General features: G+C 68.5%; 21 protein-coding genes. 11 read left to right on the forward strand and 10 right to left on the reverse strand.

Annotated features, from left to right (window positions below):
- Positions 1-3 precede the first annotated feature (3 nt).
- Positions 4-1,173 (reverse strand): diguanylate cyclase, encoded by a 1,170-nt coding sequence (locus ACEI37_RS12840; RefSeq protein WP_373379199.1) that lies wholly within the window; start codon positions 1,171-1,173, stop codon positions 4-6.
- 392 nt (positions 1,174-1,565) lie between these two features.
- Here ACEI37_RS12840 and ACEI37_RS12845 point away from each other — a divergent pair, with 392 nt between their 5' ends.
- A complete protein-coding gene (locus ACEI37_RS12845; RefSeq protein ID WP_373379201.1) occupies positions 1,566-1,904 on the forward strand; it encodes an RcnB family protein in 339 nt (112 codons plus the stop codon).
- Between the two features lie 64 nt (positions 1,905-1,968).
- On the opposite strand, the gene ACEI37_RS12850 is transcribed toward ACEI37_RS12845, so the two are convergent.
- Positions 1,969-2,217, reverse strand: a complete 249-nt coding sequence (locus ACEI37_RS12850) for a hypothetical protein (protein WP_116381887.1) — start codon at positions 2,215-2,217, stop codon at positions 1,969-1,971.
- A 446-nt stretch (positions 2,218-2,663) separates the two neighbouring features.
- On the opposite strand from ACEI37_RS12850, the gene ACEI37_RS12855 reads away from it, so the two are divergent.
- The 4 genes from ACEI37_RS12855 (at position 2,664) to ACEI37_RS12870 (ending at position 6,371) form a co-directional block, all read left to right on the forward strand.
- Positions 2,664-3,686 carry a collagen-like protein gene (locus tag ACEI37_RS12855; RefSeq protein ID WP_373379202.1) on the forward strand — a complete coding sequence of 341 codons (1,023 nt, stop codon included), beginning with the start codon at positions 2,664-2,666 and terminating at the stop codon, positions 3,684-3,686.
- A 215-nt stretch (positions 3,687-3,901) separates the two neighbouring features.
- Complete coding sequence (locus ACEI37_RS12860) at positions 3,902-4,402, forward strand: ion channel (RefSeq protein ID WP_373379203.1); 501 nt, start codon at positions 3,902-3,904, stop codon at positions 4,400-4,402.
- A gap of 107 nt (positions 4,403-4,509) precedes the next feature.
- A complete protein-coding gene (locus ACEI37_RS12865; RefSeq protein WP_373379204.1) occupies positions 4,510-5,955 on the forward strand; it encodes an HdeD family acid-resistance protein in 1,446 nt (481 codons plus the stop codon).
- A 47-nt stretch (positions 5,956-6,002) separates the two neighbouring features.
- Complete coding sequence (locus ACEI37_RS12870) at positions 6,003-6,371, forward strand: hypothetical protein (protein ID WP_373379205.1); 369 nt, start codon at positions 6,003-6,005, stop codon at positions 6,369-6,371.
- A 33-nt stretch (positions 6,372-6,404) separates the two neighbouring features.
- Here the strand turns inward: ACEI37_RS12870 and ACEI37_RS12875 are convergent, their stop codons facing one another.
- On the reverse strand, positions 6,405-7,340 hold the full coding sequence (locus ACEI37_RS12875) for a MurR/RpiR family transcriptional regulator (protein ID WP_373379206.1): 936 nt from the start codon (positions 7,338-7,340) through the stop codon (positions 6,405-6,407).
- Between the two features lie 396 nt (positions 7,341-7,736).
- On the opposite strand from ACEI37_RS12875, the gene ACEI37_RS12880 reads away from it, so the two are divergent.
- The 6 genes from ACEI37_RS12880 to ACEI37_RS12905 all read left to right on the forward strand — a co-directional run bounded on the left by ACEI37_RS12880 (position 7,737) and on the right by ACEI37_RS12905 (position 14,263).
- Positions 7,737-8,153 (forward strand): type IV pilin protein, encoded by a 417-nt coding sequence (locus ACEI37_RS12880; RefSeq protein WP_373379207.1) that lies wholly within the window; start codon positions 7,737-7,739, stop codon positions 8,151-8,153.
- Positions 8,154-8,155: 2 nt separating this feature from the next.
- The gene (locus ACEI37_RS12885) at positions 8,156-8,650 is read left to right on the forward strand and encodes a GspH/FimT family pseudopilin (protein WP_373379208.1); all 495 of its coding nucleotides are present in this window, start codon (positions 8,156-8,158) and stop codon (positions 8,648-8,650) included.
- Positions 8,647-9,267, forward strand: a complete 621-nt coding sequence (pilV, locus tag ACEI37_RS12890) for a type IV pilus modification protein PilV (protein WP_373379209.1) — start codon at positions 8,647-8,649, stop codon at positions 9,265-9,267. Before ACEI37_RS12885 ends, pilV begins: the two co-directional genes overlap by 4 nt.
- Positions 9,264-10,325, forward strand: coding sequence for a PilW family protein (locus tag ACEI37_RS12895; protein ID WP_373379210.1), 1,062 nt, complete (start codon positions 9,264-9,266; stop codon positions 10,323-10,325). Before pilV ends, ACEI37_RS12895 begins: the two co-directional genes overlap by 4 nt.
- Positions 10,326-10,364: 39 nt before the next feature.
- The gene (locus tag ACEI37_RS12900; RefSeq protein ID WP_373379211.1) at positions 10,365-10,916 is read left to right on the forward strand and encodes a pilus assembly protein; all 552 of its coding nucleotides are present in this window, start codon (positions 10,365-10,367) and stop codon (positions 10,914-10,916) included.
- 131 nt (positions 10,917-11,047) lie between these two features.
- Positions 11,048-14,263, forward strand: coding sequence for a pilus assembly protein (locus ACEI37_RS12905; RefSeq protein WP_373380252.1), 3,216 nt, complete (start codon positions 11,048-11,050; stop codon positions 14,261-14,263).
- A 20-nt stretch (positions 14,264-14,283) separates the two neighbouring features.
- On the opposite strand, the gene ACEI37_RS12910 is transcribed toward ACEI37_RS12905, so the two are convergent.
- From ACEI37_RS12910 to ilvA, 7 genes are all read right to left on the reverse strand, one after another.
- Positions 14,284-15,777, reverse strand: coding sequence for an efflux transporter outer membrane subunit (locus ACEI37_RS12910; RefSeq protein ID WP_373379212.1), 1,494 nt, complete (start codon positions 15,775-15,777; stop codon positions 14,284-14,286).
- Between the two features lie 11 nt (positions 15,778-15,788).
- On the reverse strand, positions 15,789-16,952 hold the full coding sequence (locus tag ACEI37_RS12915; RefSeq protein WP_373379213.1) for an ABC transporter permease: 1,164 nt from the start codon (positions 16,950-16,952) through the stop codon (positions 15,789-15,791).
- Positions 16,949-17,920 (reverse strand): ATP-binding cassette domain-containing protein, encoded by a 972-nt coding sequence (locus ACEI37_RS12920; protein WP_373379214.1) that lies wholly within the window; start codon positions 17,918-17,920, stop codon positions 16,949-16,951. The genes ACEI37_RS12915 and ACEI37_RS12920 overlap by 4 nt, the downstream gene beginning before the upstream one ends.
- Positions 17,917-18,906 carry an HlyD family secretion protein gene (locus tag ACEI37_RS12925; protein WP_373379215.1) on the reverse strand — a complete coding sequence of 330 codons (990 nt, stop codon included), beginning with the start codon at positions 18,904-18,906 and terminating at the stop codon, positions 17,917-17,919. The genes ACEI37_RS12920 and ACEI37_RS12925 overlap by 4 nt, the downstream gene beginning before the upstream one ends.
- Complete coding sequence (locus tag ACEI37_RS12930) at positions 18,903-19,640, reverse strand: TetR/AcrR family transcriptional regulator (RefSeq protein ID WP_373379216.1); 738 nt, start codon at positions 19,638-19,640, stop codon at positions 18,903-18,905. Before ACEI37_RS12930 ends, ACEI37_RS12925 begins: the two co-directional genes overlap by 4 nt.
- A 268-nt stretch (positions 19,641-19,908) precedes the next feature.
- Entirely contained in the window at positions 19,909-20,742 is an 834-nt protein-coding gene (gene queF, locus ACEI37_RS12935) for an NADPH-dependent 7-cyano-7-deazaguanine reductase QueF (protein WP_373379217.1), read from the reverse strand.
- A gap of 26 nt (positions 20,743-20,768) precedes the next feature.
- Entirely contained in the window at positions 20,769-22,307 is a 1,539-nt protein-coding gene (gene ilvA, locus ACEI37_RS12940) for a threonine ammonia-lyase, biosynthetic (RefSeq protein ID WP_115706203.1), read from the reverse strand.
- Positions 22,308-22,346: the final 39 nt, after the last annotated feature.

Genomic DNA, 22,346 nt, shown 5'->3' on the forward strand with positions numbered 1-22,346 from the left:
GTTTCAGACCAGCGCCGGCAAGCCGGCCTCACGCTCCCACTCGACACAGTTGCGGCCGTTGTTCTTGGCCGCGTACAGCACGTTGTCCGCGCGCATCAGCAGCGCTTCCAGGTCTTCGCCGGGCCGCAGGGTGGCCACGCCAAAGCTGGCGGTCACGTTGCGCATGCCGGGCAGGGCCTCCATGCTGGTCTGCTCGAGCGTTTCGCGCAGCCGCTCGGCCAGTTGCAGCGCCGCTTCGTGCGGGGTGTCGGGCAGCAGCACGACGAATTCCTCGCCGCCCAGGCGCGCGGCGATATCGCGGCGGCGGATGCCCGCGGCGATGACGCGGCCGACCTGCGCCAGCACCGCGTCGCCGGCGCTGTGGCCGTAGTTGTCGTTGATGAACTTGAAGAAATCCAGGTCGCACAGCAGCACGCTCAGTGCCTCGCCCGGGCGCGGCGGGATCTGGCGCGCGGCCAGGGTCTCGAGACTGCGGCGCGTGTGCAGCTGGGTCAGCGGATCGGTATCGCGTTCATGGCGCAGGTCGTCGATCACGTCCTGCGCGGTCGCCGCCAGCAGGGCCAGTCCGAGCGCCAGCAGCAGCAAGGCCAGTGTGGCTTGCAGCCATAGCCAGTAGGCGGTCGGCAGCACGGCGGCATCGTGCACGGCCGCAGGCGCCAGCGCCAGCAGCGTGCGCGGCAGGAACTGCAGCGCGAACACCAGGTACACCCAGAACAGCACCCGGTCGACGGTGCGGCCGGTGCGCAGCCGCGCCAGCGGCGCGACCCCCGGCAGCAGGATCAGCGCGATGCCGACATTGATGACGTAGATGCGCGCGACCAGGCTCGGATACACCAGGTCGAACCACGCCACCATGCCGAACAACGCGAGCGGCAGCGCCACCGCCGCGCAGCGGTCGGGGCGCGCGCCGATGCGGGCCAGCATGCCGCGCAGCAGCAGCACGGCGCTGCCCAGGTAGAGCGCGCCGGTGACTGTGGCGGTCCCGCCGCCAGCGCGCGGCGGCCACAGGACTTGCAGGCCGATGGCCGCGGCGGCCAGCAGATAGCAGGCGCCCATCTGCAGCAGATGGGGCCGCGTGCGTTCATGGTGCCATGCAAACAGGAAGCAGAGGGCAAGCAGCAAGGCAATGGCGGGATTGACCAGTGCCAGGAATAGACCGGCATCGTGCAACACGGAGAGTCCCCTGTCTTGGTGTTCTCTGGCAGGGAATGAAGCCCGCGGTGCGAAGCGCGTCCAGGCGCGCAAGCCAGGGAACATGGATAGCGGCGCCGCACGGGCGCGGTGTGGCGCCGTCGGCGGGGCCCGCAGTGCGGCCCGCGGCAATGGGCTGGGCGGCAACTGCTGGTAACAAATTGTTTCTGTGCGAGCATTCTAGACACGGGTGGCGCCTGAGGCGCCCCCCCGAATGGGGGCCTGACCGGCAAACAATTGTGAACACGCGCGCGCGCGCGCTTGCCCATCGCGCCACGGCCGCCGGATGCCCGCTTGGCGGCATTTGTGACTAATCTGGTAGATGCTGTCGGATCCTCCGGCAGTTCGGTTTTCCCGTACGCAAGGAGATCACGATGAAGAGCAAGAAAGCGATGCCAGTGTTGTTGCTGGCGGCAAGCGTGCTGGCGGCGCCGTTCGCGATGGCGCAGGGCGGTGCCAGGTCCAGGCCGATGACCGAACCCATGCCGGCGTCCGCGCCGGAGGCGCAGAGCTCGCCCTATGTGCAGGTGCAGCAGTGGAAGAAGGGCGACCGGCTGCCCACCGAGTTCCGTGACCGCCAGTATGTGATCGACGACTACAAGCAGTACAACCTGCCCGCGCCGCGCAAAGGTACGCGATGGGTCGGGATCGGCGCAGAGTATTACCTGGTGGCGCCCAACGGCGTGATCCAGCAGGTCGGGTCAGGCTCCTGAGGCCAGAAATTGAAAAACCGCCACGCCCGACGCGTGGCGGTTTTTTTGTGACGGGCATCGGCTGTCAGATACCCAGGATCTTTTTCGCCTCGAGCAGCGACTTCATCGATTCATCATGCTTGCCGGCCTTGTGATAGGCCTCGCCGTCGGCGCGCAGCTTGGAGACCTTGGCGGCGTCCTCCGTAGAGAGCTTCGGGTTGGTCGACAGCTTGGCATCGATGGCCTTCATCTCGTTGGGACAGTTATGGGCGAATGCCATGCCGGTGGCGCCGCACAGCACGATGGCCGTGGCGATGGGAAGGAACTTGTGCACGGTGGCCTCCACGCAGAACTGTTGGAGTCTTCAGCATAGTGCATGGCACTGCCATCGGCGCCAGGGCCGCAGCCGCCACGGAACATACCCTCTCAAAGGGGTAAATCGTGCGGTTTTGTTTCTTCTTTGAACGCTGCCGCGTCGGCCTATTACTGGCGCTGCCGTTCGCAATTCATCCGATATTCAACCATTTGGCCGAAGCCGGCGCCGGGGCCCGACCGGGCCATTCCGATGGTCTGGCCCCGCATTTTCACGGACCTTTTTGCAGGTTGACCTGACTGCCGGGCATGGCAATGACCGGGGTATTTTTTGTGTCCTGGCTGGCGCTTCAGGGTTGAAACAGCCCATGCCAATGCACGATTTATTGCAGTCGCCTCTCTTTCTAGATTGGAGCTACCCGGCATCGCACCGGGACTTCAATCCACGAAAACCGGGGGGCTTCCACCATGCAACAGATCGACCTGAAACGCGCGGCGCTTCCGCTCGCGTGCCTTGCCATCCTGCTCGCCGGTTGCGGCGGCGGCGGTGGCGATTCCACCACCGCGGGGGCTGGCCCGGCCGCCAGCGTGCCCGGCCCCGCCGGCGCCGATGGCAAGACCATGCTGTCCGGCACCAATGCGCCCACCGCGGACATGGGCAGCGATGGCGATTTCTACCTCAATGTCTCGAGTTCGACGCTGTACGGCCCGAAGGCCGGCGGCGAGTGGCCCGCCGGTGTGTCGCTGATCGGCCCGCAAGGCGTGGCCGGGGCGCCGGGCGCGACGCTGCTGCATGGCGCGGCCGATCCCACCGCGGCGGACGGCGCGGTGGGCAGCTTCTACCTGAATACCGCCACCAGCACGCTGTTCGGGCCGAAGACGGCGGACGGGTGGCCGGCGGGGATCTCGGTGGTCGGCCTGACCGGCCCGGTCGGGCCCCCGGGCCCCGCAGGTGCCGACGGTGCGCCCGGTCCCGCCGGAGAGAAAGGCGAACAGGGCGATCAGGGCGAGCAAGGCGAGAAGGGAGACAAGGGCGACCCCGGCGACCCCGGCGAGCCCGGCACGGGCGCCACCGTCTACACCGCCAACTTCGCCGTCACGGCGCCGCCGGGCGGCGTCGGCACCTATGTCATGACCGGTACCGGGCTGTCGCTGCAGAGCAGCGACCCGTACTTCGGCGCGGTGATGCCGGTGGCCTGCGAGGGCGGCTTCACGCTGACCGCGATCCTGGCGGGCCAGGTACCGGCCAAGGCGAAGTACACGGTCACGGCGCACCGTGTCGCCAGCGGCACGGCGCTGGACCGGGTCGACGTGCTGCCCATCACCGACGCGACGCAATGCGCGCTCGACAACAGCGAGCGCACCTGCTCGACACCGGCGACCACACCGGTCGCCGCCAACGACGTGGTCCAGGTCCAGGTCAGCGGCAACAACAGCTTCAACTGGGGCGGCGGGCTGTACGTGAACCTGTCGTGCAAATCCGGTAACTGAACCACGGCGCCGCGTCGCGCCTTGCAAAACAGCGGCCGCCAGGCCGCCTCCTGACCCTCTGCCAGGGCCGCCGGCGCACGATGCGCGCGGGCCACGTAGCGCGTCCTGGTTTTCCCCCACGCCTTCCGGTGTTATTTTGGAGGGCGTCATTTTTTTGCCCGTCCCGATCCGTACCATCCCGACTGCACTGACGTCATACGGGAGCGCCCCCGCGCATGGAAACCTCCGCCGAACATTATTCGCTGGCCCTGCTGTGCGCCGCCGTGCTGACCGTGACGGTGGTCGGCATCCACTACGAGGCGCTGCGCCTGCTGTCCGCGATGCATCCGCGGCGCTGGAGCGGGCGCATGAATATCGGCGTGCTGATCGTCTGCATCATTCTGGTCCATTGCCTCGAGGCGCTGGTGTTTGCCGCGGGCTTCTGGTTTGCCGATCGCATGCTGGGGCTGGGCGGGCTGGCCGGGGTGGCGGTGCCCGGGGTCGAGGCCGCGCGCGCGCAGCCGGGCGCGCTGCGGTACGCCTACTTCGCGCTGGAAACCTTTACCACGCAGAGCCTGGGCGATATCGTGCCGGTGGGCGCCAGCCGCCTGATCGCCAGTATCGAGCCGCTGGTCGGCCTGATCCTGATCGGCTGGTCCACCTCGTTCACCTACGTCATGATGCGCCGCGACTGGGAACTGGAGCGCGAGGAGGGCGGCGAGCATCGCCGCGGCTAGCGCCTGACGGCATCGTTCCGGCTTCCTCAGCGCTTTGCGTCTGTGCTCGAACCACGGGCTGCGGCCGACAACAAGCGGCGGCCAACAAAAAAAGGGGATAAGCGGACATGGCAAGACTGGTAATGATCCTGCTGGGCGTCGACTACCTGCGCACGCGCTGGCGCGGCCTGCTGTGGCTGGGCTGTGTGAGCGTGCTGCTGGGCGTGGTGGCGTTCGTCGATGCACTGGACAACGCCATCTACTTCCCGATGACGCCGTTCGCGGTGGTGCTGCTGCTCGAAGGCCTGGCCACGCTGGTGGTGGCGCGCAGCGGCATCGGCGGGCAGCGCACGCTGCGCCAGGTCAAGGGCGTATCGTTCTGCTTTGCCGCGTTGCTGATCCTGGCCGGCCACCATCACGGCCACTTCGTGCTGTCGATGATCTTCGCCACGCTGTTCCTGGCCGACGGGCTGCTGCAGATCGTGTCGGCGCGGGTGGTGCGCTTCCGCACCTGGCGCCTGGCGATGGCCGTGGGCGTGTTCGAGATCCTGGTCGCGATCTTCTTCTATCAGCCGTACCCGACCAACTATGTCGGCACCGTGCCGTATTGCCTTGGCCTGGGGCTGATCTTCGGCGGCTGGAACCTGTTGCTGCTGGCCTCGCGCCTGCGCCGGCTGGACCACAACCCCGGCATGGACCAAGCCGATGCGGTGCCGGCCGATACCGCGCAGACGCTCCACACGGCCAGCGACGCGCCCGAACTGACGCTGTGGGACGGCCCGCCCGGGCCCGGCGAGCCTGCGCTGACGGTGCACGTCTGGACCCCGGTTGGCTCCGCCCGCGGCGAAGCGCGCCGCCAGCCGCTGGTGGACCGCTATATCGCCGCGGTCGACCGCGACGGGGTCATCTCCACCGGCCATGCCGCGCTGGAATCGCCGGAAGGCATCTACATCAGCCTGTACCCGGCCGAAGAGATCGACCGCGCGCCGGACGAATTCACCCGCATCCTGCGCGCCACCCGCGAGAACGACGTGCCGGGCAAGTACCAGCCCGACTACCAGACCGAGGCGCGCGCCTGGTGCCCGTCGACGGTACAGGTGCGCATCCGCAACTACGACCCCGAGCGCCTGCGCCGCTTCTGGGACGCGTACCGGCAGGACACCACCTATAACCTGACCTACCGCAACTGCTCCAGCACGGTCTCGCACGCGCTCGAAGCGGCGCTGGAAGGCGCATCGGCCCGGGTCTGGCGCCAGGCGCGGGGCTGGCGGCCGCTGTGGCGCCTGCTCACCACGCCCGAGCTATGGGTGGCGGCGCAGATCCGCAAGCGTGCCAAGACCATGGCCTGGACCCCGGGCCTGACGCTCGATTACGCCCGCGCGCTCAGCATGCTGGCGGATCCGCGGCCGTCCGGGTGGGCCAGCATGACACGCATGGCGCTGGGACAGATGCGGCGGCAGCGCCAGGACTGGCGTGAGGCCGCGCAGCAAGCCGAAGCCGGAGAGGGCCCGCAGGCCGGTAATGTCGCAAGTGCCGCAAATGCCGGTAGTGCCAGGCCGCGCGGGAACGATTAAGCTCGCGGTATTTGCCTGAAACGTCGAGCCAGAGGAGACATCGCATCATGCCAAGACGCCAGCGAATCCTGAACCGCATTGCCGCCCTAGTCGCCCTTTGCGCCCTTGGCGCCCTGGCGGTGGCATGCGGCGCGCATGCGCAGACGCAGGACCAGGGCGGTGCCGCCGCCGCCATCAATGAAGCCGTGCAGCAAGGCACCAGCCCTTACCGTCCCGACCCCTCGGCGACGCCGGCCAGCATCCAGTCGGACGAGTGCCGCGCGCTGGCCGAGCAGATTGCGCAGGCGCCCAAGCGCGAGTACCGCGCCACCGGGTCGGCCATCGAAACCGCCCAGGGCCGCACGGTGCCGGAGCTGGAACGGGACCGGCCGAAGCAGGCGCTGCAGCAGGCGTATCGGGAGAAGTGCACGCAGTAAGCCGGCCGGCCACGATCTCGGCCGGCCGCGCGCTCAGCCGTGGCCAGAGGTCACGTAGGCGCCGGTGCGGTGCAATTCGCCCTCGGCCTGCTCCAGCGCGCGGATGGCGCCCTTGCCCTTGCGCGCCAGCAGTTGTTCGACCAGCGCCTCGACCACGGCCACGCCGGCCGTGATCGACGGGAAGAACGACGGGCTTTCGACCGAGAACAGCAGCGTGCAGTCCGCCGCCAGCGCGATCGGCGCCACCGTGCTGTCGGTCAGCGCGATCACTTTGCAGCCGCACTCGCGCGCGGCTCCGGCCACGCGGATGCTCTCCTGCGAATACGGGGCGAAGCTGACCACCACCACTGCATCCTTGGGCGCCAGCCCGCGCAGCTCCATCTCCAGCGTGCCGGCATCGGCGCGGATCAGGTTCACGGTGCTGCGGAATAGCCGGTAGACATAGTGGAAGGTGAAGGCGATCGGGAAGCATGCCCGGAAGCCCGCCACATGCACGCAGGCCGCGTGCGACAGCAGCTCGGCGGCTTGCGGCAGCGTTTTCTCGTTGCTGGCGGCGATCCGGTCCAGGTTGTGGTGCTGTGCCTCGAGCATCTCGCCCAGCATGCGGCTGGCGCTGCTTTCGCGTACCACCTTGCGCGCGCGCCGCGCATACGGCTGGGTGCCGCCGCGCAGCGCTTCGACAAACAGCTCGCGCATGGCCTGCCAACCCTCGAAGCCCAGATGCTGCGACAGCCGCACCAGGGTGGCGGGCTGCACCCCGGCGCTGGCCGCGATCTTGCGCATCGACAGCACCGGCACGTCCTGCGGATGGTCGAGCAGGTAGCGGGCACCGCCCTGGAACTGCGTGCTGAGGGCGGGAAAGCCGCGGCGCAGCAATTCCAGCAATGCCTCCAGGTCGTGGGGCGGCGCTGGTGGCGATGTTGGCGTTGGTGTCCCGGGCCGGGATGCGGCGGGGGGATCGGACGGCATGGTGGCTCCGGCTTCAAGGATGTAACGATTGTTGCACAGGTGCGGCCGCCTGCGCACCGGTGAAGCGATGGCGCCGGATTAACGACCGCGCCGGGCGCAATCTTTAGCCCTGATGACACGCGGCCACGCCACTGTCACTTCGCTACAACGCCGGCCCGCCCGCATCGTATTTTCCTTACCTGCTTAACAGATCGTGACTTACACTCCGCGCCATAACCTCCGGAATTCGGTCGTCCGGAACATAATGAGTAGCGGAGCGCGAGCATGGGACACAGAAGCCCGGCAGTGCGACACGGTGGGAGGGTCAACCCGCCGTTTCGGGTCATATTCAGGGTCATCCCGGGGGTCGGATCCTACGCAGGAATCCGGGCCGACGGGACTCAGGGGGCTGCCGGCATGCCATGCCGGGGCAGGCCGCCGCATGGCTTCACGCTGATCGAAGTAATGATCACCGTGGCGGTCATCGCCATTCTTGCCGCCGTTGCCATTCCCAACTACAGCCGTTATGTCGTGCGCTCCAACCGCGCGGCGATCGAGTCCTTCATGCTGGAGGTCTCGGGCGCGCAGGAGCGCTTCCTGGTCGACAACCGCGCCTATGCCGCCGACCTCGACGCGCTCGGCATGTCGGTGCCTGCCGGTCTGGCCACGCGCTACGACGTCACGGTGACACCGGGCGCGGCGCCGCCGCCGCGCTACAGCATCGTCGCCACGCCCAAGGGCAGCCAGCTCAGCGACACCGATTGCGGCACGCTGACGCTGACCAGTGCCGGCGCCAAGTCCGCGTCGGGCGCCGGCACCGACTGCTGGAACTGACCATGCGGCCCGATCTGTCCCGCGCGAATGATCGCCGGCGGCGCGCACGCCGCGGCTTTACGCTGATCGAGCTGCTGTGCGCCTTGTCGGTTCTTGCGATCCTGGCGGTCGCGGCGGCGCCTTCCTTTGCCGCGCTGCTCGCCAGCCAGCGCGTGCGCAGCGCTTCGCTCGATCTCGCTTCAGCGCTGGTGCTGGCGCGCAGCGAAGCGGTCAAGCGCAATGCCACGGTGTCGCTGGCCCCGGCCGGCGCCGCGTGGACGGCAGGGTGGACCGTGAGCGCGGGCGCCGAGACGGTACGTTCGTTCGGGCCCTATGGCGGGGTGGCCATTACGCCCAGTGCGGCCGGCGGTCTGGCAGTCGGCAACGACGGCCGGCTGACCGGCGCGGCGATGACCTTCGAGTTCGCGCACGGCGGCGATACCTCGGCCACCACGCGCGTGTGCGTGCAGGTCAGTGAGACCGGCCGCATTGCCTCCACCAACGGAGCCTGCACATGACGCGCATCGCGAAGCCGCGGTGGCGCGGGCCGGCGCGCCGCGCGCAGGCCGGCTTCCTGCTGATCGAAGTGCTGGTGGCGGTGGTGATCCTGCTGGTCGCGCTGCTGGGCACCGCCGGACTGGTGGCGCGCTCGGGCCAGACCGAGATGGAGTCCTACCAGCGCGTGCAGGCGCTGGCGCTGCTGCAGGACATGGCCGCGCGCCTGAACGCCAACCGGCAGGTGGCAGCGTGCTATGCCAACGGCGCCGCCGGCATGCAGCTGGGCAGCGCGGCCGCGCCGCCGGCCGCATGCACACAGGGCAGCGCCGCGCAGAACGCCACCGCCAACGCCGACCTGCAAGCCTGGAATGCGGCCCTGCTCGGCAACGCCGAGATGCGTCCGGGCGCCAGCGCAGTCGATCCCGCGCAAGCGGTGGGCGCGATGATCGGCGCGCGCGGCTGCATCGAGACCGTCGACGCGGTCAACCAGGTCTACCGCATCACCGTGGCGTGGCAGGGGCTGGCCACCACGGCCGCGCCGGCGCTCGGATGCGGCAAGAACCAGTACGGCAACGACGCCTATCGCCGCGCGGTCAGTACGCAGATCCGCATCGGCACCCTCGGGACCGTGTCATGACCGCGCCGCATTTTTCCGTGCCTTCATCCCGGGCCCGCGCCACGCGCCTGCGCCGCCAGCGCGGCATCTCGCTGATCGAGCTGATGATCGGCATCACCATCGGCCTGGTGCTGCTGACCGCGCTGGCGAGCCTGTATTACGCCAACAGCCTGTCGCGCACCGAGTTCGCCAAATCGGCCGAACAGGTGGAGAACGGGCGCTACGCGCTGGAGCAGATCCGGCGCGAGGTGGAGCTGGCGGGGTTCTTTGGTGTGGGCAGCATTGCGCGCGGCGCGACCCTTGCGGGTCCGGCGCTGTGTGCCACCGATCCAGCGGCATTGGGATTCGATGCCGGCACCACCGTGCCGCTGGCGCTAGCCGGCTATGCCCCGGGCGTGGTGGCTCCGTGCCTTCCCGATATGTCGGCCAACTCGGAAGTGCTGGTGGTCCGACGCGTGTCGACCACCCCTGTGGCGGCGCCGGTGCCCGGCGTGCCCTACCTGCAGGTCTCTGCCTGTCCCGACGACAGTGTGTCTTTCGTTTTCGACGCCAGCGCGGCCGCGGCTTTCCCGCTGCGCACCAAGGCTTGCGATCCCGGCATGCGCGCGGAACTGCGCCAGGCCGTGGTGCGCGTCTTCTACCTTGCCGGCTGCGACCGCTGCACCAACGGCGGCGACGGCATTCCCACCCTGAAGATGGCAGAGCTGGTCAATGGCGCATTCCAGGCACGCTCGGTCGCGCAGGGCGTGCAGGACATGCATGTCCGCTACGGCATGGATCTCGACAGCAATGGCTCCGCCGACTGCTACGTGGAAGACCCGGGCGCCAACAACGCCGCCGCCTGTGCGGTCGTGCCGGGCTACGACTGGACCAATGCGCTCGCCAACTGGGGCAACGTCACCACCGTGCGTGTCGACGTGCTGGCCCGCACGCTGCGGCCTTCCGGCGGCCAGGCTGACAACCGCACCTACGACCTGGGCCGCGCGATGGCGAGCGGACCCTTCAACGACGGCTACAAGCGCCATGTCTACGCCCAGGTGGCGCGCCTGGTCAACGTCGCCGGGCTGCGCGAGCAATAGGCCGAAGGCCGCCATCACCCGAAACCGTCAAGGCATGCAATGAAAAGGTCATCCGGCACGGCGCCGCGCCGCAGGCAAACCGGGGTCACGCTGGTCGTGACCCTGGTGTTCATGGTGTTGTTCTTGCTGATCGCGGTGGCGATGGTCAACTCCGGACTGATCAACGTCAAGGTGGCGGCGAACCAGCAAAACGCGATGGAGGCGCGCGACGTCGCGCAGCAGGCCATTGAACAGGTGATCTCGGACGACTTCACCAAGGCACCGGCGGCACTCAGCGTGCCGGTGGACGTCAGCGCCGATGGCCGGGCCGACTACATCGCCCAGGTGGCCAAGCCGGAGTGCGTAGCCAGCAAGCCGATGAAGAACGTCGAGCTGGACCTGGCCGATCCCGACGACGTGTCCTGCTTCGTCGGCAGCAACGTGCAGAACACCGGCATCGTCACGGCCGGCAACAACGCCGGCAATTCGCTGTGCAATGCCACCCAGTGGGACGTCGCCGCCACGGTGAATGACGCCGCCGCCACGGGTGCCGCGGCCACCGTCCACCAGGGTGTGGCGGTGCGGATGCCGACCGGCTCGGTATGCCCGTGACGTCGAAGCCGCAGCGCCAACCTTTCACCATGCCTAGCACGGGAACCCGCATGACGAACCCTGCCCGCCGCCGTTGCGCCTCGAACCTGACCTTTCGCCTGCGCACCTGTTTCGCGCATGCCGGCTTCGCCATGCTGCTGACCCTGGCCGGATGGCAAGGGGTGCGGGCGGAAGACATTGACCTGTTCACCGGCCTGCAGACCAATGCCGGCACCAAGCCCAATGTCCTGTTGCTGCTGGACAATGCTTCGACGTGGAATGCTTCGACCACTATCAAAGGATGCGATGCCGTCGACGCGAACGGCGCCAGCGTGGTCAGCGCCAACAACGCGGGCACCGATGTCGGCGCGATCCAATGCGCGCTGTACCGCGCGGTCAACACGCTGGTGACCAACCCGCAGCTGACCGGCAACATCAACATGGGGCTGATGATGTTCGGCACCGGTAACAACGTCGGCGGCAGGTTTCGCCATCCGGCGGCGGCCCCGTACACGTTGCCGGTGATGGACGCCAAGAACGGCGCCGAATTCCTCAAGTACATCACGACCATCGATCGCCAGGCCGACAACTCCAACAATTCGCAGGTCGGCGCCGGCATGCAGGAGGCGTGGGCCTTCTTCGGAGGCCGGAAGGGCTTGTCGGGCACGCAGTACACCTCGCCCATCACCAATCCCTGCCAGAAGAACTTCGTCATCTATATCGCCAACGCCGTCAACAACGGCAAGCCGCAGGACACCGGATCGGTCGCCTACGACTCGCTGGTGGCCGCCGGTGCCACGACCAGGCAGCTGACCCCGCTCAAGCTCGAGGCCGGCAAGGACAAGTACGCCAGCAACTGGGGCGATGAGTGGGCGCGGTTCATGTACGAGACCGACATCAACGGCAATCTCGACAACAACCAGAACATCATCACCTACACGATTGCAGTCACCGACGGCAGGAACCCGGACTATGTCGAATCGACCCGCAGCATGGCCGACAACGCCGGCGGCAAGCGCTATGTGGTCGAGCTCGGCGATGTCCAGGCCATGGTCGACGCCTTGCTGCAGATCTTCAACGAGATGCAGGCGATCAACAACGTGTTCTCGTCGGTAAGCCTGCCGGTCAGCGTCAACGGGCAGGGTTCGTACCTGAACCAGATCTATATCGGCATGTTCCGGCCCGACGCCACCGCGGCGCCGCGGTGGATGGGCAACCTGAAGCAGTACAAGCTCGGCTACGACAACAAGAACCAGATCGTGGTGCTGGACGCCAATCCGCCCGGGAAAGACCAGCAGAGTGCGATCAGCAGTGCCGGTACGGGTTTCATCTCGCCCAACGCCAAGAGCTTCTGGACCGCCGAGCCGCCCCAGGGGTTCAGCGGCAACAGCTATACCGGCAGCGCCGTGGCGGGGTGGCCGGCCAAGGGCTTCTGGGTCAATAGTCCATCGGGCGCCGCGGGCGCGCTGGATTCGGCCGACGGTGTCAGCGGCACCGTTGGCGGCGACGGCGAGATCGTCGAGAAGGGCGGAGCGGGCGAGATGCTGCGCGCGCAGATCATCAGAGACCAGTCGGCGCGCAAGCTCTATACCTGCCCCAGCGGTGGCTGCAGCAAGACCAGCAAGGCGCTGGTGTCGTTCGATACTGGCAATGCCGCGCTGACCGGCGCGACCGGGCAGTCGGCGCTGAACAGCGCCGCGGGCGATGTCGCCAACCTCATCAACTGGGTGCGCGGCCGGGACGTGTATGCGCTCAAGGAAAGCACGGTGGCCGGCAAGGAACTCCAGGCGGGTCCGGGCGGAGACGTGACGGTGCGCGGTTCCGTCCACGGGGACGTACTGCATTCACGGCCGGTGGTGATCAACTACGGCGGCAGCACCGGCGTGGTGGTTTTCTACGGCGCCAACGATGGCGTGTTCCATGCGGTCAACGGCAACCAGGCCACCGGTATCGGCGGCGTGCGTCCGGGCGGGGAACTGTGGGGCTTCGTCCCGCCGGAGTTTTACGGCAAGCTCAGCCGGCTCTATACCAACGCGCCGGAGGTGCAGCTGAGCGGATCACCGACGGGCTCGGGCGCCCGGCCGCGCGACTACTTCTTCGACGGTACCACCACGGTGTACCAGGACCTGCGCGACCCGTCGAAGCCGCGTGTGGTGATCTACCTGACCGCGCGTCGCGGCGGGCGGCTGGTCTATGCGCTGGACGTGACGGACCCGATGGCGCCGCAGTTCTTGTGGAAAGCCGACAGCAGCGCGATTGCCGAACTCGGCCAGACCTGGTCGCAGCCGCGCGTGATCCGCGTCAAGGGCTATGACAACCCGCTGGTGGTGATGGGTGCGGGCTACGATCCGGGTGAGGACGCGGAGCCGTCGAAGGGCGGCGGCAGCGGCGCGCAGGGGCGCGGTGTCATTGTCTTCGACGCGTTCGAAGGCAATGTGGTGCGCGCCTGGCTGGCGAATTGCTCCGGCCTTGCCGACACGGTCTGCAGCACGCCGGCCGGCATGAGCCGCGCGATTCCGTCCGACGTCGCGGTGGTCGATCGCAACGGCGACGGGCTGATCGACAAGGGCTATGTCGGCGACGTCGGCGGCAATATCTGGCGGCTCGATTTCGAGACGGCGGCTGGCACCGGGCCGGCTGCGTGGACGCTGGGCAAGTTCGCCGCACTGGGCGGCGCACAGGATACCAACGATGCGCGCAAGTTCATGTACCCGCCCGACGTCATCACCACCGGAGCCTACGATGCGGTGATGATCGGCAGTGGCGACCGCGAGCATCCGCTATACACCACCAGCACCACGCCGGGACTGGCCTACAACGTTGTCAACCGGTTCTACATGCTGAAGGACACCGCACTCACCGGCGGTTTGCCATCGACCTGGACGCCGCTGACCGAGAGCAGCCTGTTCGACGCCACCACCACCGAATATGCCGATGCGACGACCGCAAAGGGGTTCTACCTGACCCTGGGCGCCGGCGAGAAGGTGGTCAACGCGCCGCTCACCGTGGCCGGCTATACCTACTTCGGGACCAACCAGCCAAGCGTTCCCAAGGCCGGCGCCTGCTATCCCGACCTTGGCACTGCCCGCGGGTATGCGGTGTCGTTCCTGACCGGCAAGGGCATCAACAACAACCGCCACGTGGTGTTCAACAATGGTGGCTTGCCGCCGTCGCCGGTGTTCGGCGTGGTTGCCGTCACGGACAAGTCGGGCAACACCAGCAACGTGCCGGTGCTGATCGGTGGCGGCAATCAGATCGGTCCCGGGGGCGGCGACAATACTTCGTCGCTGGGCGCGCAGAAGATCTCGCCGCCAGGCATCGGCAAGCGCAAGCGCACCTACTGGTACACCCAGACCGACAGGAAGTGAATGCCGATCGCGCTGCCGTGCTAGCGTGATGACAGCGCCGCCGCGTTCGTATCCGGCGACTCCTGCCACCACCCACCCCCCAGCGCTTGCAGCAGCGCTGCCGAATCCGCCAGCCGGTCGGCGCGCGCCTGCGCCAGATCCAGCGCGGCCTGGCGCGACTGCCGTTCGGCGTCCAGCAGCGCCAGCTGGCTGACGCCGCCGAGACGGTACTGCTCCGACACCACCGCCAGCGTATCGCGCGCCTGGCGCGCGCTGTCGGCGCGTTCGCGCAGCGCGGCGGCGTCGGCCTCGAGCGCACGCAGCGCGTCGGCGACATTCTGCAGGCCCTGCAGCACCGCTTGCCGGTATGCGGCCAGCGATTGTTCGTACGCGGCTTCCGCGGCGCGCTTGCGCGCCTGCAGTTCGCCGCCGCGGAACACCGGCTGCACCAGGCCGGCGGCCAGGCTCCAGACGTTGAGGCTGCTGAACAGGTCGCGCGCCGCGGTGGCCTGGGTGCCGCCGCTGGCGCTCAGCGTGACCTGCGGATAGAGGTTGGCGGTGGCCACGCCGATATTGGCCGACGCCTGGTGCAGCAGCGCCTCGGCCGCGCGGATATCGGGCCGGCGGCGCGCCAGCGTGGCGGGCAGGCTGAGCGGCAGCGTGTCGGGCAGCTGCAGCGCGTCGAGATGGAATTCCGGCAGTGCGGCCGCGGCCGGGGTCTGGCCGGTGTAGACCGCCAGCTGGTGCCGGGTGGCATCGAGCTGGCGCTGCAGCGCCGGCACCAGCGCCTGGGTTTGCGCCAGCTCGGCGCGCCGGCGCTGCACCTCGACGCGCGCGACGCCGCCTGCGCGCAGGCGGGCCTCGGTGATGCCGAGCTGGCGCTGCTGCGCCGCCACCATCGCGGCGGTGTCGGCCAGTTGCGCGCGCAGGCCGGCTTCGCGGATGGCCGCGGTGGCGATGTTGGCGGCCAGCGCCAGGCGCGCGGCCTCGAGCTCGTAGCGCTGGTAGTCGGCCGCGGCCTGCAGGCCTTCCAGCTCGCGCCGCTGGCCGCCGAACAGGTCCAGCGCATAGGACACCTGCACCGTCGCGCCGTACAGCGTGAACGGGCCAGGGCTGGGGATGGCGGTGATGCCCATCGACTGTAAATCGATTTGCTGGCGCGCGGTGTCCAGCTTCGCGTCGATGGCAGGCCAGCGCGTCGCGCCGGTGCGGGCGGCCAGGTTCTCCTGCGCTTGCGTCAGCCGCGCGCGGGCCTGCGCCAGTGTCGGGCTGGCGGCGAGCGCGGCGCGGATGGTCGCGTCCAGCGCCGGGTTGCGGAACAGCGTCCACCACTGCGCCGGGACATCGGCGCCCGCGGCCAGCGTCTGCGCGTGGGCCTGCCCCGCGGCGTCGGCACCGTCCGCTGCAACGGTCGCCACCGGCTGCGGACCCGGCACGTAGCCGGCGTCGTCCGGCGGCGCGGGCACGCGGAAATCGGGACCGACCGCGCAGTCGCACAGCAGCGCGGCGGCGAACAGGAAGGTGAGACGTTGCATGGGCAGCTCCTTCAATCGAGCGTGCGCCGGTAGAAGCGCACCGCGATCGCCATCACCACCACGATAAACAGCGCCATCGGCCACACATTGGGCCACAGCTCGAACCAGCCGTTGCCCTTGAGCAGGATGCCGCGCACCATGCGGTGGAAGTAGGTCATCGGCAGGATGTTGCCGATCGCCTGCGCCCAGCCCGGCATGCCGGCGAACGGGAACATGAAGCCGGACAGCAGGATGTTGGGCAGGAAGTAGAAGAAGGTCAGCTGCATCGCCTGCAGCTGGTTTTGCGCCAGCGATGACAGCGTGATGCCCACGGTCAGGTTGGCCGCGATGAACAGCAGCGCCGCCAGGTACACCGCCAGCACCGAACCGACAAAGGGCACGCTGAAGACCCAGCGCGCGGCCAGCAGCACGATGGTGGACTGGATCAGGCCGATGAAGATGTACGGCACGATCTTGCCGGTCATCACTTCGAGCGGCCGCACCGGCGTGGCCAGCAGGTTCTCCATGGTGCCGCGCTCGCGTTCGCGCGTCATCGCCAGCCCGGTCATCATCACCATGGTCATCGACAGGATCACGCCCATCAGCCCGGGGATGATGTTGTACTGGGTGATGCCCTCGGGGTTGTAGAGCCGCTGCACCTGCACCTCGAACGGCGGCTTGCCGCCGGCCAGCGGCGCCAGCGCTCCCTTCAGGTCGTGCGCGGCGACGCGGTAGGGCAGCTGCGCCAGCGCCGCGATGGCCTGCCCGGTGGCGCCCGGGTCGGTGGCATCGGCCTCGACCAGCAGCGCCGGCCGCTCGCCGCGCAGCAGCCGGCGCGTGAAGTCGGGCGGGATGGTCAGCACGAACTGGACCTCGCCCTTCATCAGCGCCTCGCGCCCGGCGCGCTCGTCGGGCAGCGTGCCGACCAGCTTGAAATAGGTCGACTGTTCCATGCTGGCGATGAAGGAGCGCGTGAACTCGCTCTGGTCGGCGGCGATCACCGCGGTCGGCAGCTGGCGCGGATCGGTGTTGATGGCAAAGCCGAACAGCAGCAACTGCATGATCGGCAGGCCGACGATCATGCCGAAGGTGACGCGGTCGCGCCGCAACTGCAGGAATTCCTTCAGCACGATGCTCCACCAGCGCTGCAGCGAGAAGCGTGCAGAGGTGTATGGCTTGCGCGCGGCGGGCGTCATGACGCCTCCCCGGTCTTGCGAGCCATGTTGTCCTCGGCGCCGCTCATCATGTGGATGAACACGTCTTCCAGACTGGTCTGGGCCTGCTCGATGCGCCGGCCCGGGCCGGCCAGGCGCGCGAGGGTGTCGGCCAGCGCCTGCGCATCGCGCCCGGTCACGTGCAGCGCGGTGCCGAAGGCCACGGTCTGCTCCACGCCCGGCGCGCCTTGCAGCTGCGCCGACAGCGTCGCCAGGTCGTCGCCTTCCACGCTCCAGGTCGACAGCCGCTGGCTCGCCACCACTTCATCGGCGGTGCCCTGCGCCAGCAGCCTGCCGTAGGCGATATAGGCAAGCTTGTGGCAGCGCTCGGCCTCGTCCATGTAGTGCGTGCTGACCAGCACCGAGATGCCGCGCGCGGCCAGCTGGTGCAGCTGCTCCCAGAAGTCGCGCCGCGCCTTGGGATCGACGCCGGCGGTGGGCTCGTCGAGCAGCAGCAGCTCGGGCTCGTGCAGCAGGCACGCCGCCAGCGCCAGGCGCTGCTTCCAGCCGCCTGACAGCGCGCCGGCCAGCTGCGCCGAGCGCGTCGCCAGGCCCAGGTCTTCGAGCGCGCGCTCGACGGCTTCACGCCGATTCGGCATGCCGTACACGCGCGCGACGAAGTCCAGGTTCTCGCGGATCGACAGGTCGTCCCAGTACGAGAACTTCTGCGTCATGTAGCCGACGCGGCGCTTGATCTGGTCGGACTCGGTCAGGATGTCGTAGCCCAGGCAGGTGCCCGCGCCGGAGTCCGGCGTCAGCAGGCCGCACATCATGCGGATCGAGGTGGTCTTGCCGCTGCCGTTGGGGCCGAGGAAGCCGAAGATCTCGCCGCGCGCGACCTGCATGGAGAGGTCATTGACGACATGCTTGTCGCCGAAGTGCTTGTTCAGGCCGCGCACGTCGATGGCGAGGCCGAGGTTGTTGCGGCTGCCGTTGGCGCTCGTGTTCATTGCCGCACCACTTCCACCGGCTGGCCGGGCCGTAGCTTGGGCGCGTCGGCGGCGGACGGCCGCGCCTCGACCAGGAACACCAGTTTGCGCCGGGTCTCGTTGCTGTAGATCACCGGCGGCGTGTACTCGGCCTCGTTGGCGACATAGGTGATGGTGGCGGCCACCGGCGCGGCGCAGCCGTCGCAGCGCACCTGCAGCGCCTGGCCGTTGCGCAACGCGCCGACCACGGTTTCCGGCACATAGAAGCGCACCTTGACGTTGCCCGGCGGCAGCATGCGCACCACCGGACTGCCCGCCGGCACCCATTCGCCCAGGCGGTAGGGCACGTCGTAGACCAGCCCGGCCTGCGTCGCGGCGACGGTCTTGCGCGACAGCTTCCACTGCGCCTGCGCCAGCGCGGCGCGTGCGGCCGCCACCTGCGCGGCCTGCGCCGCCTGCTGCGCCTCGCGTCCCGGCAGGCGCGCCACGTCGATATCGCGCTGCAGTTCGCGCACGCGCGCGGCGTCACTGTTGGCCTGCGCGCGCGATTCGTCGAGCTGCGCCCGGGCGATGCCGCCGATCTCGTACTGGCGCTGGTCGCGCCGCAAGGCCGCGGCGCTGCGCTGGGCCTGCGCCTGCGCCTGCGCGAGCTGGGCCCGGCTGACCTCGACTTCGAGCGGGCGCTTGCCGGTCTTCAGGTCCTGCAGCGTGGCTTCGGCGGCGCGCAGCTGGTCTTCGGCCTGCTGGCGCGCGGCGCGCTCGTCGTCGGCTTCGAGCGCGAACAGCGCCGCGCCCTGGCCGACCTGCTGGCCGCGCTGCACCGAGAGCGCGTCGAGGCGCCCGGCGAAGGGCGAGGCCACGCTGACGAATTCGCCTTCGACGTAGCCTTGCCAGCTATCGGTGCGGGCGTTGCCGCAAGCGGCGGCCAGCAACGCGGCGCCGAGCAGGGCAGCACCGCGCAGCGCTATGCGCAGGGGCGAACGATGGATGGAAGCAGCGTGGTTCATGCGGACTCCGGCGAATGCCTGGCGGTGCGGCCCTTCCGTTTGGCGGTGCCTGCGGGCGTGCTTGGCTGCGCCGTTGCCGGCGCCGCGGCCAGCCCATGCGTCAGCAGCGCCGTGACATGGCGCACCAGCGCGTCGGTATCGACCGCTTCCGCGCCGGGCAGCCGGCGCCAGATATGCGTGGTCGCCAGCGGCAGCAGCGTCAGCCCGATCAGCGACGGCACCACCAGCGCCGGTTGCAGGCCGGGATTGAGCTGCCCGCGCGCAATCGCCGCCGCCAGCGGCGCCATCAGCGCCCCGGCGCGATCCAGCGCGAAGCGCTTGAGCACGCGCTCGCGCAGCGCGCCGTCGTCGCTGGCCACTTCGCGGATCCACAGGCCCGGAAACCACGGCGTCTCGGCGACGGCGCGGATCAGCCGGGTGGCGATGCCGACCAGCATTTCCAGCGGCTCGTCGCCGGGCTGGCTGCCGGCAAAGAAGCGGGCCACCAGCGGCTGCACCTTCTCTTCGATCACGGCATCGAGCAGCAGGTCGCGGTCGCTGAAGTAGTAGTGCACCAGTGCCGGGGTGACGCCGGCCAGCGCCGCGATGGCCTTGACCGGCGTGCCGGCCACGCCTTGGCGCGAGAACAGCTCGGTCGCCGCGTCGAGAATGCGCTCGCGCTGGCCGGGCTGGCCCGCCGCCGGTCGGCCCGGGCTGCGCCTGGGGGGCTTGGGAGAGGCGGGTTTGCGGGGCATGGCGGCTGGCTCGGCGGAATTGGGGTGTTCAGCCCATATTAATTTTTGCGTTAATTAATTCAAGGACGGTTACAACTTGAGCTGTGCCGCGGGGGCGTCGGGAGGGTTGGGGGTACTAAAGTCGGCCAGCAAGCAACGTTGCCGCTGCATGTGGCGCAGGACGGTCCCCTCTCCCGCGAGCGGGAGAGGGGAGCAAATGGCGCGGTAGAGAGCTACCGTCGCGGACTTCCGAGAGAACTACGGTCGAGACCTAGCGGAAAACACCGGCTTACTGCCGCGCATTCCTCTTGTTATCCGGCCACGCCGTATTGAAGTTGGTGCGGAACGGATTGATATCCAGCCCGCCACGCCGCGTATAGCGCGCATACACCGCCAGCTTGACCGGCTTGCACTGGCGCATCACGTCCATGAAGATGCGCTCGACGCATTGCTCGTGGAACTCGTTGTGGTTGCGGAACGAGATCAGGTACTTGAGCAGCCCTTCCTGGTTGATCGGCGCGCCGACGTAGCGGATCTGCACGCTGCCCCAGTCCGGCTGGCCGGTCACCAGGCAGTTGGACTTGAGCAGGTGCGACACCAGTGTTTCTTCCACCGGCGTCTCTTCCTGGTCCGCGCTCAGCAGTTCCGGCGCTGGCTCGTAGCGGTCCACCTCGATGTCGAGGCGGTCGAGCAGCAGGCCGTCGAGCTCGCCCATCTTCTGCGTGCCGAGCTCCGCTTCGGTCACCAGCCGCACCTGCACGGTGCCGCCGGTGGCTTCGGACAGGTCATGGTGCAGCAGCTGCTGCAGCGCTTCGGGCGAAGCGATCCGGGTCTGGTTGAACGAGTTCAGGTAAAGCTTGAACGATTTGGACTCGACGATGTTGGGCGTGTCCGACGGGATGATGAAGGTGGCCAGCGCCACCTGCGGCTTGCCCTTCAGGTTCAGCCACGACAGCTCGTACGCGTTCCAGATGTCGACGCCGAAGAACGGCACCGGCCTGCCCTCGGGCAAGCCGATCTCGGTGCGCTTGGGCTGGCGCGGGATCGGGAACAGCAGGGTGGCGTCGTACTCGGTTTTGTAGGCCGAGGGCTTGCCCAGCGGCGAGTGTTCGGGGAGGCTCATGGGGCGCTCGGCGGATATCGGGACAATCAGGACAGGAACAGCTTGTACACCGGGTTGTCGGTCTCGTCCCAGTGTACGTAACCCAGCGTCGAAAGGAAGGCGCGGAAGGCGCGCTTCTCGTTCTTCGGCACCTGGATGCCGACCAGGATGTTGGAGGTGTCCGCCCCCTGGTTGCGGTAGTGGAACAGGCTGATGTTCCAGTTCGGGCTCATGCTCGACAGGAACTTCATCAGCGCGCCCGGGCGCTCCGGGAACTCGAAGCGGTACAGCAGCTCGTCGTGCGCCAGCGCCGAGCGCCCGCCCACCATGTAGCGGATATGCTGCTTGGCGAGCTCGTCGTTGGACAGGTCGAGCGTGTCGAAGCCGTGCTTGCGGAAGCTGGCGGCGATCTTGTCGTTTTCGGCGCGGCTCGCGATCTGCACGCCGACGAAGATATGCGCCATGCTGGTGTCGGCGATGCGGTAGTTGAACTCGGTCACGTTGCGCGTGCCGACCAGCTCGCAGAAACGCTTGAAGCTGCCGCGCTCTTCCGGGATGGTCACGGCGAACACGCCTTCGCGGGCCTCGCCCACCTCGGCACGTTCGGCGACAAAGCGCAGGCGGTCGAAGTTCATGTTGGCGCCGCAGGCGATCGCCACCAGGTGCTGGCCCTTGAGCTTCTCGCGCTCGGCGTAGGCCTTCAGGCCCGCCACCGCCAGCGCGCCGGCCGGCTCGAGGATGCTGCGGGTGTCCTGGAACACGTCCTTCACGCCCGCGCAGATCGCGTCGGTATCGCACAGGATGATGTCGTCGACCAGTTCGCGCGTGACGCGGAAGGTCTCCTTGCCGACCAGCTTCACCGCGGTGCCGTCCGAGAACAGGCCCACTTCCTTCAGCTCGATGCGCTTGCCGGCATCGACCGAGCGCTTCATCGCGTCCGAATCGACGGTCTGCACGCCGATGACCTTGATCTCGGGACGCACCGCCTTGATGTACGCGGCGACGCCGGAGATCAGCCCGCCACCGCCGATGGCGACGAACACGGCATGGATCGGGCCCGGGTGCTGGCGCAGGATTTCCATGGCGATGGTGCCCTGGCCGGCGATCACCTCGGGGTCGTCGAACGGGTGGATGAAGGTCAGCTTGTGCTTCTTCTCCAGCACCGCGGCGTGGTTGTAGGCGTCGCTGTAGGACTCGCCGTGCAGCATGATCTCGACCCACTGGCCGCCGCGCTCGCGCACGGCGTCGATCTTCACCTGCGGCGTGGTCACCGGCATGGCGATGATGGCCTTGCATTGCAGCCGGGCCGCGGCCAGCGCCACGCCCTGCGCGTGGTTGCCGGCCGACGCGGCGATCACGCCGCGCTTGAGCTCTTCCGGCGACAGCGAGGCCATCTTGTTGTACGCGCCGCGCAGCTTGAAGGAGAAGACCGGCTGGGTGTCCTCGCGCTTGAACCAGACCGAGTTGCCGGTGCGGGCCGACAGCTGGTGAGCGTAGGTCAGTTCGGTTTCCTGCGCCACGTCATAGACCTTGGCGGTCAGGATCTTCTTCAAATAATCGGGTCGGGCGGCGGACTGGCGGGTCATGGTCTCGGGGCTGGCCGGCGCGCGCGCGGCAGGCGCGCA

The organism is Cupriavidus nantongensis, from assembly GCF_041726985.1.
In the GTDB taxonomy this organism is placed as follows: domain Bacteria; phylum Pseudomonadota; class Gammaproteobacteria; order Burkholderiales; family Burkholderiaceae; genus Cupriavidus; species Cupriavidus nantongensis_A.